Here is a 12852-nt window from a genome sequence, read left to right as displayed (position 1 = left end):
TCGGGCGAGTCGGCAGGCGGGCGTGGTGGTGGCGGTCAGCGTCGTGGCGGTGGAGCCGGTGGCGGTGGCGGTGGCCAGCGCGACGGTGGCGGTCAGCGAGGTGGCGGTGGCGGTCAGCGTGGCGGCGGCGGTGGTCAGCGCGGTGGCGGGCGCACCGACGGCGCGCTGGCCGACGCGCTGCGCCGCGCGGGCCTGGTGACCGGCAACGAGGTCACCCTCGGAGACACGGGCAACGACAGCCGGGACAGCCGCCGCCGCGGCCGCCGGTAGCACACAGCCGCACGCTCCCGCCGGGCCCGGGTAGCTATTCAGCACGGCCCGGGAGGCAGCCGTCCGAAGAGTTGAGGATCTTGGTCGTTCCAACGACCAAGATCCTCAATTCTTGCTCAGCAGCAGCGGCAACCCCGGTGGCCGCCCGGAGCCGCGGCGCGAAGCGTGGAGGATTTTCGTCGTTCCAGCGACCACAATCCTCAGCCCTTGCTCGGCAGCAGCGAAACCCCGGGCCCCGGGATCCCGCGGCAGACGCTCCAACGACCAGAATCGTCTCAGCACAGCCCGGCGGGGGCTGCCTCGATGAAACGGTCCGATACCACGAAGGTCGCGAAGTCCGCGTACTGATTGATCGGGCTGGCCCAGCTCAGGTCGTCGCCGCCGAAAAAGGTCGAGAAGAAGACCCCCTCGATCCGCAGCGCCGGCGTGGTACGGAAGAGCATTCCGTCCCGGCGGAAGACCTCATGACCGTCCACCCAGACGACCACCGAACCGTCGGCCAGACCCGGGGTGTTGAGCCGAACCCGCTGCTGCACCACCGCCCAGCGCCCCGGGACGAATTCCCAGGTTCCCAGGCCGAGAGTCGTCCCGTAGTCCGTCGATGTCGGCAGGTAGGCATACACCTGCCCTTTTCCGCCGGCGCGCCACATGTATCTCGTGGAGAATCCGTTCGTGCCGTCCGGTGTGTGCCCACCAGCCACGTGGTCACCACCGAAAAGGCCTGGGAGCTTGCCGCCCCGGGCAAACTGGAACCCTTCCTGAAAGCGGACCCGGTAGCTGAGGTGGACGTCCTCGCGGGGGCCGTCCCGAAAAAGGAGATAGGCCTGCGCGCCGCCGGAGGGCGCACCGTCGCGCTCGACCGACAGCTGGCTGGCCGACCCGGCCGGGTAGCGGACCCGGATGGATCTCCACCCGCAGCCCGCGCTGGCCGGCCGCACGGCCACCCGCTCCAGGCCGTACGAGCCGTGCCGGCGGATGACCAGCCCGGGCCCGAAGAAGCTCTGCAGATGCGGGGCGACGGGCGTGGTCGCCGGGGCCAGCAGCGGCACCTCGGGATCACGTTCGGGATCACCGTGCCGCGGACCGGACGCACAGCCCGCCAGGGCACCGGCACCGACACCGGCACCGAGCAGCGCCGCCAGCAGCAGACTCCGTCGCGACCCCGCACTCACCGCGTTCTCCCCCGACCCGCGTTTCGTCTCTTCTGCCGCTGGGCGTCACCCGTTCCCCGCGGGCGCAGGACCACATGTTGCACCTGGCAGCGGCCGGGAGCGGTGCAGGCCGCGCCCGGATGAGCCTTTTCCATCGTCGACTCGGACCCGCGGCAACCCTGACCGTGCGCAGTGAGATGGAAAAGGCTCAGTATCGCCGGTGAAATACCCGCGGACCGGTCAGGTCAGCCGGCCAGCCGAACAAGAGCCGGACCGAGATAGGACGCCAACGCCGTCGAATACGTCCCGGTGATGTGGCTCTTGTCGTAGTACACGATGGTGTCACCGATAATCGGCGGGCACTCGTTCTTCGTGCACAGCCACGGAACCGGGTCGACGAGCATCGCACCGCCGGCCGCCGCGCCCCTGATCTCGATGGCGCGCTGCGGTTCGGTCAGTTTCGCGCCGGCGACCCGAACAATGCACCTGCGAACGTTCGTCGGGTTCCGGGCCAGGCAGTCCGGCACGTCGAAGCCCGGGTACGGGGTGTCCTCGATGAGGACGACCTTGGCCCCGGTCGAGCGCAGGTCGCGCACGACCTTCGTCATGCCCCCGGGCCCGACCCGCATCGCCTCCGTCCGCGCCTCCGAGCCGATGACCACCAGGTCGGGGGACAGTGCCCTGATCCGGCCCAGCACGTCGGCACGCCAGGTGTTGCACTCGGTGTAGACCCGCTTGAGGGTCTCCAGGACGAAGTTCGGGTAGTCCGCCGGCGGGCAGCCGCCCTTCGTGTACGGGACGAGCCGCCAGCCGTTCCGCCGGCTCACCTCGTTCATCGCGTTGAACCACTGGTTGGCGTGGGAGTCGCCGAACAGCACCACCGTCCGCCGGCCCCGCGGGTCACCGTAGACGCAGTCCGTCGGGGTGCCGCTGGTGATCGAGGTGTAGCACCGGTTCGACCTGTAGTCGTTCGGGGCCTGCTCCAGCGACGGCCGCAGGCCCCCCGGCAGGTCGCCGAGGTCCAGTGACTGCTCGATCAGCCGGGTGAGCGCCGCGGACCGCACCGTCACGGCACCCGTGACTGCCGGGTCAGCACCTGGACCGGCCGGACCGTCCGGGCTGACCGCGCTGACCGGGCCGGGGCCGACCGACGCCCCGACGGCCGCGGCCAGGCTGGTGGTCGCCGTCGGGCCGCCCGTGGGCAGTGCGGCGGCCTGGACGACGAGGAGCGCGACCACCACCGCGACACCGGACGAGGCCAGGCCGAGCCCCAGCCCCAGCGCCGGCCGCCGGGCCAGCACCGGCCTGCGGCGGATCGGGTTCTCGACCAGGTGGTACGTGAGGACCGCGAGCACCAGCGACAGCGCGATGGCGGCGATCTTCTCACCCGTGCGCAGCGGCTCCCCGGAGGCCAGCGGCCAGAGAACCAGCACCGGCCAGTGCCACAGGTACCAGGAGTAGCTGACCCGTCCCACCAGCTGGCACGGCCGCCGGCGCAGCAGCAGCTCGGCGCCGCGCCGCGGCGCGGCGCACCCGCCGGCGATGACCAGTGCCGACCCCGCGACCGGCAGCACTGCCACCAGCCCGGGGTACAGCGTGTCCTCGCCGAACACGCAGGCGGCCACCAGGATGCCGGCAAGCCCCAGCCAGGTCAGCTGAGCGGACAGGGCCGGCCGCAGCCGGCCCAGCCGCGGGGCTCCCAACGCGACCAGCGCGCCCAGCGCCAGCTCCCAGGCCCGGGTGTGGCTGCCGAAGTAGGCCCAGGGCGCCGACCGCGGGGTGAGGACCGCGCTGAGGGTCAGGGACGCCGCCACGACCACGAGCAGCAGCACCGCGACCGGGCCGGTGCTCCGCCGTCGGGCCGGGCCGACCAGCGCGGCCGTCACGACGAGCAGCAGCGGCCACACCGCGTAGAACTGCTCCTCGACCGCCAGCGACCAGAAATGCTGGAACGGCGAGGGCGGGCCTTCCGCCCGGAGGTAGTCGGTACCGGCCTGGGCCAGGCGCATATTGATCGCCGACACGGCCGACAGCGCCGCGTCGACACCGGTCGAGTGGATGCGCAGCGGCGACACCCACCGCCAGGCGCCGAGCATCGTCGCCACGATCACGACCGTGGCGGCCGGCACGATGCGGCGGGCCCGGCGGGCGTAGAACCCGGCCAGCGAGATTCGTCCGCGGGCGGATCTTTCCGTGATCAGCTGCCGGGTGATGAGAAAGCCGGAGATCACGAAGAACACGTCGACCCCGACGAAGCCACCGGGAAGGGCCAGTCCGGAGTGGCCGAGGACGACCAGGACCACCGCGACCGCACGCAGGCCCTCGATATCCGGGCGGAACTTTCTGAGCCGACCAGCCGACCCGTCCGCCGTGTCCAGCCCGTCGGGCCGGTCGGGCCGGTCGGGCCCGGCGGTCCGGTCGGGCCGGTCGGGCCCCGCGGTCCGGTCGGGCCCGGCGGGCTGGTCGGGGCTGTCCGGCGTGTCCGCGACGGGAACGGCCGGAGCGGGCCCGGTGTCGACGGGCGCGGCCGGGGTGGGCGGCCGCGCGTCGGTCACCCGCGGGTAGAGCAGGCCCGGATAGGCGAACGTCGTCCCCAGGGATCGCTGGTCGGACGCCCGTGGGCCGGGCGCCGTCGGCGTGCCTCCACCGGCGGCCAAGTCAGGCCCCGACAGCCAGCGCCGGGCGGCCGCTCATCCGGTCCCGCCGCCGGCGCGCCAGCCCGGTCACGCCGGCCAGCAGCACCACGACCAGCGGCACCGCCGACCAGATCCCGATCAGGACCCGCGGCCGCCACTGGTCGCCGTTGTCCCGCACGGTGTTTCCGGCCAGCTCGACGCCCTGGCTGGCCAGCTGGTTGCCCTCGACCGTGTTCCCGCGGATCTGGACGTTCGCATGGTCGCCCCGAGCGTGGATGCCGACCCGGTTGCCGGTGACCATGTTGTTCGCGAGCAAGTTGTCCGGCGAGGATGCGAGCACGATGCCGTCGCCCCGGTTCCCGGTGGACGTGTTGCCGATGATCCGGTTACCGGTGCTGGAGGCGTCCATCATGATGCCGTTGAGCCGGTTGTCCCGGGTGATGTTGCCTTCGACGACGCCGCCGGTGACGAAGTCCGAGAAGATGATTCCGTGCCGGCCGTTGCGCTCACTCACGTTGTGACGGACGGAGATGTTGGTGGAATAGCTGTGCGGGTCGACGCCGTAGAGCGTGTTGTCGTGGAACCAGTTCTGCTCGATCAACACGTCCCGGGCGTGGTCCGTGTACGTCCCGATGAAGCTGTGGTCCACCTCGGAATGGGTCATGCTCCCGGTGGAGCCGTCCGACCAGGCGACGCCGTAGGAGCTGTTCCAGTCCCGGCCCAGGTAGCTCAGGTGGCTGCGGGTGATCGCGAGATGTGCCTGGTGGGTGGCGACGATGAACGGGCGCCGCTCGTCGACGGCGTGGCGGTTGACGTCCCCACCGACAGTGTCCGGCCGGACGTTGACGCCGTTGAGGGTCAGCCGGCCGCCGTCGACGCCGAGCAGCACCCCGCGGCGAACGGTCATCACCAGATCCGTGACCGGCGCGGTCACGGTCAGGGACCCTCCCGGTGACACGATCAGGGCCGCGTGCAGCGTGACCTTCCCGTGCCCGTCCTGGTCGATCCAGGACGGATCGTCGACCGCCCGGACGACGTCGGGCAGGCCGGTCACCGGGCCCGCCAGCGGGATACTGCGGACCAGCTCACCCCCCGCGACGAGGGCGATCTCGTTCCGGCGCAGCGTGATGCCGCGGATGTCCGGCGCCGGCGCGCTGTCCCGGACGTCGATGGTGTCGGGCGGCAGGCCGAGGATCACGTTGCTGAGCGGGTCGTAGGACGGCACGTACGCATGCCGGTGGAAGAACTCGCTGGTGGACTGCAGCTCCCGGTACTGGCGCCCGACGGTGACACTGAACGTCACGGCGCACAGCAACGTCATCACCACCATGAGCAGGTGGACACCCCGCCTGCGGGATCGCTCACGGCGCAGCAGGGCCGCCGCCAGCGCGTGGTTCGCCGTCAGCAGGTCGTTCGCCGAGCCGACGGCCGGGGCCGGGGATCGCGTGGTCATCGGAGCCGCTCCCCGATCGTGGAGGGCACCCGCTGGGTGTCGTCCGTGGTGGAGGCGCCCCGGGCCGTCGGGATGGTCGGCGCGGTGGTCTGGTCACCGCGGCTGTCACGGCCGTCGCGGCCGTCGCCGTCACGGCCGTCGCGCTCACGCTGGTCGCTGGTCGCCGCGGTCTTGGCGATGACCTCGAAGCTGCGCGGGTTGCCCATGTAGAGGGTGGTGATGAGGGCGACGATGGTGAAGGTCGCGGTGATCGGGGCGAGCACGACCGCGGCGAGGGTCTGCAGGACCCGGTTGGTCCAGAAGCTCGCGCTGCTCTGGCCGGGCCGGCGCAGCCCGGCGTTGACCCAGCCGCTCAGCCCGAAGTTCACCAGCCAGACCACGAGCGAGCACCAGAACAGCGAGTGTGCCCAGCCGGCCACCTCGATGACGTCGGTGAGGATCAGCACGACCGCGGTACCCGACGCGAGGAACGTGAAGAGGCTGAGGAAATACCGGATCGCGATGCGGATCGCCGCGCCGAGCGGCAGGACGTCCCGGTTCACGATGGCGTGGATGTTCCCCCACATCCACCGGCGGCGCTGCTTGAAGTACGCCTTCCACGTCCACGGGGAGGTCAGCTGGATGTACTCGTGGAAGAAGCCCCACCGCAGCCCGGCGGCGGCGGCGTTACAGCCGAACGTGAGATCCTCGGAGGCGAAGATCCGCCAGTCCCAGGTGACGGTCCGCTCGGTGTGGCCGGTGATGGTCAGGCCCTCACCGTGGACGAACAGCGGGCGGCCCAGAATTCCCTGGAACGACGAGCAGTAGGTCATGCAGTTGTGGAAGCGCAGATCGTCGATGTGGCTCAGCAGGAAGTGGGCGAACGGCCCCCGGCCGTAGTCGATTCGCGGCGCCGTCACCCCCTGGCAGATGTCGTAGTCGGCCGCATAGGCTGTCTCCAGATATTCCCAGGTCGGTGAGGTGTCATCGTCCAGGAATGTAATCTTGGTGTCCGCCGTGTCGTAGCCGAGATGCTGGCGGACGATACGGCTGAACTCCAGCGCCCGGGCCTTGTACTGCGCCACGCAGCTGAAGTCGGTGGGAACGGTGATGACCCGGTCGGCGTCGGGGTAGACGTCACCGTTGCCGGGCTCGTTGGTCACCCAGATCTCGTAGTCCATCGTCATCGGGTAGGACCGGATCTCCCGAATGATCTCGTTGACCCTGTCCTGTTCCCGGCCGACGGTGGTGATCTGGATGATGTAACGGGAGAAGAGGTCCCGGTTCTGCCGGAAGGTCGTGTGGAACCACCATTCACCGGCGGCCAGGATGAAGATCTCCATCAGCGGTCGCAGAAAGGCCACAAGGAGCAGCCACGGCAGCACTGTTCTCATCGCTGCGTACCGTCCGTCGACTCGAGTCCGAACGGGTCCGTGGCGTGGCGCGGGATCTCGTCGGCCGCCCGAATCTCATTGGTGGACCAGCGGACGCCGCGCTCCCCCGCCTCGGCGGCCAGCACCGCGGCCCTGGTCCCGCGCCCGGTCGAGCCCAGCCCGCGGTCGGCGGCGCCGGAACGCCCGGGCAGCGGCTCCTGGAAGTAGTCGACGGCGTCGACGCCGTCGGTCCCCTCGCTCACGTCGAGGTCGCCCCGGTCGCCCAGGTCGGCCCTGTCGACGAATCTGGAGTTCGTCTCGATGACCGACCGCAGGATCGGCATGTCCACCCCGACCCCCGCCGCGAATCCGAGGAAGGCCATGGTGTCCTTCGGTAGGCACACACCGCCGTAGGGTGCCCCGCCCCGGGTGCCATAGGCGGGGTTGAAGGACGCCTCGGCCGACCGCGAGACCGTGTCCGCGATCGCGCCGAGGTCGAGCCGCAGCCGATCGGCGACGGTGTACATCTCGTTCCAGAACGAGATCTTGGTCGCGTTGAAGAGGTTGTGCGCGCACTTCACGAACTCGGCGGTCATCGGGTCGTCGAAGATGCGCAGACTCCCGCCGAAGGGGGCGAAGAGCTCCGCGAGCCGCTCCTGGACGCGCCGGTTGCGGGATCCGATCACGGTCATCCACGGCCAGCGGAAGTCCTCGGCCGCGGAGGCGGCACGCAGGAACTCGGGATTGCTGGCGAGCAGGAATCCATCGCCCTGACGAAGGCCGGATTCCTGCTCCAGCAACGGGCCGACCAGGCCATCCGTGGTGCCCGGATCGACGGTGCTGCGCACGACGACGGTATGACGGCCACCACTCACGCGCAGCGCCTGCCCGACCCCGCGGGTGCCGGCGACGAACGCCGACAGGTCATAACGGCTGCCGACGTTGGGCGTCGGCAGCGTGAGGAAGATGAAGGAATCCCGCTCTGCCCGGAGATCGAGCTCGGCCCGTGCGTCCAGGCCGAGCCCCTGCAGAAAGGAAACACGCTCCGGCGCGACGTCGACGAAGGTCACCTGGTTTCCGGCCTCAAGCAGACCTTTGCCGGTGGCCGTACCCACCACGCCGGATCCAACTACAAAGATTCGCATCTTCTCAAGCTCCTTGGGGCCGCCCGGGCGCTGAATGACCAGGCGGTATCGAGCGACGGCGGACGATGACGTCCGAGACGGTGATGCGGACGGTGATGCGGCAGGGCACATGCGCCGCCCCGGTCCGCGGTTCGTTTCTTCCTGATCGGCGGCTGACGTCCGCCGGAGATGGGCATGACAAACTGTGGACTTGCTGCTCTCAGCTGTTCGCCGTGCGCGCCGCCCGCCCGGCTGCCTTCGCGACGCCTCCGAAACACGGTGCTCCGCCGCCGCGCCAGGGCATGCGTACACGGGGGCCCACGGCCCCGTCCGCATGCTGCGACGCCGCAGCATGCGGCGTCACACGATGCGGCGCTGTCAGTGATTCCCCCTGCGGTTCTCGGTCGGACCCCGGAACCAACCCCCCACATTTTTATCGATCGATGATTCAGCGAGAACAGAGCATCCCCAAATGCCCGTCCCGCGATTGGAATAGTAGTCGATCGACACCTGTTCCGTCCCACAAGGACGACACCAGGCGTGTTACCTCATTCACTCGACGGTGAATTCAGCCAGAGAATTGCGCGATAGCGATCACCGAAAAGGGGCCGGCCTCACGCCCATCGGCGCCACCACCGGTCACCCCGACCGCCGCCGACACCGCTTCTTCACCTTCCGGACTAATCATGAAAGGCCACGGCCATACCCCGGAAGAGGAACATCAGGGCATAAAGAAAAGGTGGCGCGACCCGAGGTCGCGCCACCTGAGAACGTACTACAGATAAAGGCCGGTATGACCATCCCGGTCCGGTATGGCCGCGGGGAGCCGCCCGTCCCGCAGGGCGAACAGCTCGGCGAGGGTCATCGACGGCAGGACGCCCGTCGTGCCTCCCAGCCAGGCGACGGCCTCCTCATGCGGGAGCGCACCGACCTCCACCTGCGCCAGGCAGCGCCCCGGGCGGACGATCGCCGGGTGCAGCCGTGCCAGCGGCTCGTTGGTCGTGAGCGCGACCAGTACCTCCCGCCCCTGGCCGACCAGACCGTCGGTGAGGTTCAGCAGCCGGGACAACGCCTGCCCGGAGACGCTTCGGGCGTCACCACGCAGCAGTTCGTCGCAGTCCTCGATCACGAGCAACCGCCAGCGGCGCCGCGGCCGCTCCGCCTCCGCCTCGGCCCCGCCGTCGTCCCCGCCATCGGCCCGGTCGTCCTCGTCGCCCTCGTCGTGCTCCCCGGCGTCGGGATCGGACTTCCCGCCATCGGGATCGGCGGCGTCGGCGAGCTCGGCCCCGGCACTCCCGGTGCCATCCTCGGATTTGCCCGCCGGGGCCTCCAACGCCATGCTCGCCCCGCTGGCGGCCTCGTCGTCGTCGCTGTCATCCGACCCGATCGCGACCTCCATCAGATAGCCGGGGTCGCCGAAGAGGGCCTCCGGGTCGAGGACGCAGTCGACCTGGCACCAGCGCCGCCACTCGTGCGCCAGCGCGCGCAGGATCGTCGTCTTGCCGGTCCCTGCTGGCCCGTGCAGCAGGATCAGACGGCCCACCAGCGATTCGGGGCGCATCGTCATCAGGCGGTCGAGGGCTTCCAGCGAGGAGGCCGGGTAGTTCCGCCGGATCGACGGCCAGTCCGTCGTCGCGGCGCGGCGGATGATCCGGGTCGGGCCGCGCTGGGCGGAGAGATACCAGAACCCCATGGTCACGGTGCCTTCGGTGCCAGGTTCGGCCGCCGCCTGACGGACCACGCCGTCCAGCACCGTCCGGGCCAGTTCCTCGCTGACCGCCGTCACCAGGACCTCGGCGCTGCCGCCGCGCCAGCGCACCGCACGGACCGTCCAGCCGTCACCGGTCGCCAGGCGGGAGTCACGCGAGTCCTCCACCACCGTGCGCACGATCTCGGCGCCGACCGGCAGCAGGCTCGCCCCCGGCCGCAGCCGGTCGATGCGCACGCTGCGGGCCCAGGGCTGGTCCCCGTTGGTGAACGGCGCCAGCGCGAGGGCGTCGACGACGTCGTAGGGCGTGTCCGAGTCGTCGAGGGCGACGACGAAGGGGAGGTCGCCGGCGCCGCCCCCGGAACGCTCACCCCTCACACGATCGCCTTTGGACGTGGACTCCTGCCGTGGAATGGACACGAGACAGATACTCGGTGAGGAGTGCTCCCAACACCACCTGGTTTCCCTTTTCCGTCGCGGAAGCGACTGAAGATCCCCGCCGTACCCGAGTCGTCACGTCGACTATGAACGCGCGCCCGGCCCCTCGAAACCCGACGGCGCGCCACCCGCGCCGTCCGCGCCACCCGCCGACTCGATCACCTGGCGAAGCAGCACGATCAGCCTGTCCCAGCCGACGAGCAGGGCCGCGGAGTCCTCCTGGGCCGCCCGGTCGGACGCGAGCTGGTGCAGCGTCTTGACCACCGCGTAGAGGTAGTGCGGCCGCGGCCGCCAGGCGGTCAGCTGCGGGTAGGTCTCGCCGAGCGCCTGGTGCAGCACTCTGCGCAGGGGCATTTCCGGCCGCCGACGGACCTGATCGGTGTGGTGCAGGATCGTCGCCGCCGCGTCGAGCTCGTCGTCGTCCGGCAGCCACTCGAAGGCGACCAGCGCCAGCTCGGCCTCGGTGAACGCCTCGTCCACGGCGGCCACCGGGTCGCCGTCTCCGTCCGGCACGGGTGGCGGTGCCCAGTCGTCGTCGTCATCGGTCACCCCACTACCGTCTCCCAGCGAAGGCGGAACGAGACCTGGAGTGGCCGGACGCACAGGGATACAGAGGTCCCACCAGGGCAGGATGAAGCACACGGACCTGGCCACGCGCAAGCCGCCCGGCCACCGCCGCTCGGGCAGCCCCGTCCACGTCACCGCAGGCCGGGCGGCCGGCGCCGCCGCCAGGACGTCCGCTCCATCGCCCGGGCTCCCAGCCGGACGACTCGCCCGGTGCCCGGCGTACGCGACCGTTCCAGCCACCTTCGGGCGACGCTCGGACCACACCCGGGCCGGCGCCACCGGCCCCGTCCGGCCTCCACGGACGGGTACCGGAGAGCGAGCACACGTAAGCGAACGCTTGTAGATCGTCAAGCTCACAGATAATCGACCGGACCCGAACGGCTCCGGGAACGACGCCGATTGCGAGGCACAGCACAGGTGCACAGCCCACCGAGGGAGAACCTGAGCCCACTGATCATCCTGCCGCCGGCCCTGCGTCCGTCCAGCCGCGGTGAGGCCCGGCGGCCCACCCGGCCCGGCACGCACCTGCTGGGGGTGGACGGCGGCGGCACCAAGACCACCGCGGCCGTGCTCGACGTCGGGCGCCTGACCCTGAGCACCTTCACCGCCGGGCCGAGCAACCCCGACGTCAACGGGATCGAGGCCGCCGCCGCCTCGATCACGGACGCGATCCTCGGGGCGCTCCTCGCGGCGGGGGCAGGCGTCGGCGACCTCGCCGGCGCGGTGCTCGCGATCGCCAGCGCGGACTCCGAGGAGAACCAGGCCGGCCTCCTGGCGAAGCTGCCCGTTCTCGCGCCGGCCGAGAACACGCTGGTGCTCAACGACACCGTCGCGGCCTGGGCCGCCGGCACGCTCGGCGAACCGGGAGTCGCGGTCATCAGCGGCACCGGCAGCAACACCCTCGGGGTGGCCGCCGACGGCCGGACCTGGCGCTGCGGAGGCTGGGGCCACCTCCTCGGCGACGAGGGCTCGGGCTACTGGATCGGCCTGGAAGGGCTGCGCGCGGCGGTGACGTACCGCGACGGGCGGGCCCCCTGGTCGGCCGTCGTCCCCCGCCTGCTCGCCTTCTACGGCCTCACTCTGATCGAGGACATCGACGATCTGATCTACGGCACCCTCGACAAGTCGGGGATCGCCGCGTTCGCCACCGAGGTCGCCGCGGCGGCCGCCGACGGCGACGACGTCGCCCGCCGGATCCTCGCCGACGCCGGCCGCCTGCTCGCCGAGCAGACCCTGACCGTCATCCGCCGCACCGGCCTGAACGGCGACTTCCCCGTCTCGATGGTCGGTGGTGCCTTCCGCTCCGGCCCCGCCTTCCTCGACTCGTTCACCGGCCATGTGACGGCCGACAGCCCCGGCGCACGCTTCGTCTGGCCGCGGATCTCCCCGGCCACCGGTGCGGTCCTGCTCGCCGCCCGGCTGACCGCGACCGAGCACCTGATCGACTGGACGGCCCCGCCGCTCACCACCGACTAGCGACCCCCGTAACGATCCCCGCCACACCGGCGGCTGCTTCCAGCCGCCGGTCCGCGCGCACGGCCCGGCGCTTGCGCGCATTTTCGCGCGCGCGATCGGCTACCGCTGCTACCGAGCAAGACTTGAGAATATTGGTTGTTGGGACGACCAAAATCCTGAACGCTTCGGGTTGCGGCTTCAGGCAGCCGCTCGGGCTGCCACTGCTGCCGAGCAAGACCTAATGCCACTTAGCCTAAGTTGATCTTCAGGGTTGTGGTGTGTCGGTGCTGGGTGTTCGTCCTGGTTGCCGGCATGATCACGGTCTGTGGCAGATGATCGCCCGGTCGTCGACGGCCGGTTGACGGACTGGATCTCACTCGGTGTGCTGACCGCGTTCGTGTCCCGGGACGAGATCGACGAGGCGATCGAGGCCACCGGGAAGGCCGCGAAACGGGCGGGTGGGAAGATCCCACCCCGGGTCGTCGTGCTGTTCGTGATGGCGCTGGCACTGTTCGGCGACGAGGACTACGAGGAGGTCGCGGCCCGTCTCGCGGGAACACTCGCGGACTGGGGCCGGTTCGAGGAGGGCTGGGAACCGACCTCGGGCGGGCTGACCCAGGCCCGTCAACGGCTCGGCCCCGAACCGCTGGCCCACCTGTTCTCCCAGGTCGCGGCCCCGGTCGCGGACCCGGACACGA

At 70.7% G+C, this 12852-nt stretch carries 10 protein-coding genes; 2 read left to right on the top strand and 8 right to left on the bottom strand.

Annotation, left to right across the window (positions count from 1 at the left end; genetic code table 11):
* The 8 genes from FREUN1FDRAFT_RS44585 to FREUN1FDRAFT_RS35005 form a co-directional block, all read right to left on the bottom strand.
* On the bottom strand, window positions 1-273 hold a 273-nt coding region (locus FREUN1FDRAFT_RS44585; protein WP_006545125.1), incomplete at its 3' end, for a hypothetical protein.
* A 272-nt stretch (window positions 274-545) separates the two neighbouring features.
* Window positions 546-1442 (bottom strand): polysaccharide lyase, encoded by an 897-nt coding sequence (locus FREUN1FDRAFT_RS35035; protein WP_006545124.1) that lies wholly within the window; start codon window positions 1440-1442, stop codon window positions 546-548.
* A 224-nt stretch (window positions 1443-1666) separates the two neighbouring features.
* Window positions 1667-4078, bottom strand: a complete 2412-nt coding sequence (locus FREUN1FDRAFT_RS35030; protein ID WP_006545123.1) for an acyltransferase family protein — start codon at window positions 4076-4078, stop codon at window positions 1667-1669.
* 1 nt (window position 4079) lies between these two features.
* A complete protein-coding gene (locus FREUN1FDRAFT_RS35025) occupies window positions 4080-5510 on the bottom strand; it encodes a right-handed parallel beta-helix repeat-containing protein (RefSeq protein ID WP_006545122.1) in 1431 nt (476 codons plus the stop codon).
* Window positions 5507-6883, bottom strand: coding sequence for a glycosyltransferase family 2 protein (locus FREUN1FDRAFT_RS35020; RefSeq protein ID WP_006545121.1), 1377 nt, complete (start codon window positions 6881-6883; stop codon window positions 5507-5509). The genes FREUN1FDRAFT_RS35025 and FREUN1FDRAFT_RS35020 overlap by 4 nt, the downstream gene beginning before the upstream one ends.
* Window positions 6880-8007, bottom strand: a complete 1128-nt coding sequence (locus tag FREUN1FDRAFT_RS35015) for a UDP-glucose/GDP-mannose dehydrogenase family protein (protein ID WP_006545120.1) — start codon at window positions 8005-8007, stop codon at window positions 6880-6882. Before FREUN1FDRAFT_RS35015 ends, FREUN1FDRAFT_RS35020 begins: the two co-directional genes overlap by 4 nt.
* Before the next feature lie 754 nt (window positions 8008-8761).
* Entirely contained in the window at window positions 8762-10072 is a 1311-nt protein-coding gene (locus FREUN1FDRAFT_RS35010) for a DUF5925 domain-containing protein (protein WP_006545119.1), read from the bottom strand.
* A gap of 144 nt (window positions 10073-10216) precedes the next feature.
* Window positions 10217-10681: a hypothetical protein gene (locus FREUN1FDRAFT_RS35005; RefSeq protein WP_006545118.1), complete on the bottom strand. Its 465-nt coding sequence runs from the start codon at window positions 10679-10681 to the stop codon at window positions 10217-10219.
* 417 nt (window positions 10682-11098) lie between these two features.
* Here FREUN1FDRAFT_RS35005 and FREUN1FDRAFT_RS35000 point away from each other — a divergent pair, with 417 nt between their 5' ends.
* Window positions 11099-12175, top strand: coding sequence for a BadF/BadG/BcrA/BcrD ATPase family protein (locus FREUN1FDRAFT_RS35000; RefSeq protein ID WP_232295558.1), 1077 nt, complete (start codon window positions 11099-11101; stop codon window positions 12173-12175).
* A 304-nt stretch (window positions 12176-12479) separates the two neighbouring features.
* On the top strand, window positions 12480-12852 hold a 373-nt coding region (locus tag FREUN1FDRAFT_RS34995; RefSeq protein WP_006545116.1), incomplete at its 3' end, for an IS4 family transposase.

This window comes from Parafrankia sp. EUN1f (genome assembly GCF_000177675.1).
In the GTDB taxonomy this organism is placed as follows: domain Bacteria; phylum Actinomycetota; class Actinomycetes; order Frankiales; family Frankiaceae; genus Parafrankia.
This window is presented reverse-complemented; position numbering and strand designations above follow the sequence as displayed.

Excerpts from the sequence above, each read along its gene's own strand:
- FREUN1FDRAFT_RS35015 (WP_006545120.1), bottom strand. The coding sequence starts at position 8,007 with ATGCGAATCTTTGTAGTTGGATCCGGCGTGGTGGGTACGGCCACCGGC.
- FREUN1FDRAFT_RS35025 (WP_006545122.1), bottom strand. The coding sequence starts at position 5,510 with ATGACCACGCGATCCCCGGCCCCGGCCGTCGGCTCGGCGAACGACCTG.
- FREUN1FDRAFT_RS35020 (WP_006545121.1), bottom strand. The coding sequence starts at position 6,883 with ATGAGAACAGTGCTGCCGTGGCTGCTCCTTGTGGCCTTTCTGCGACCG.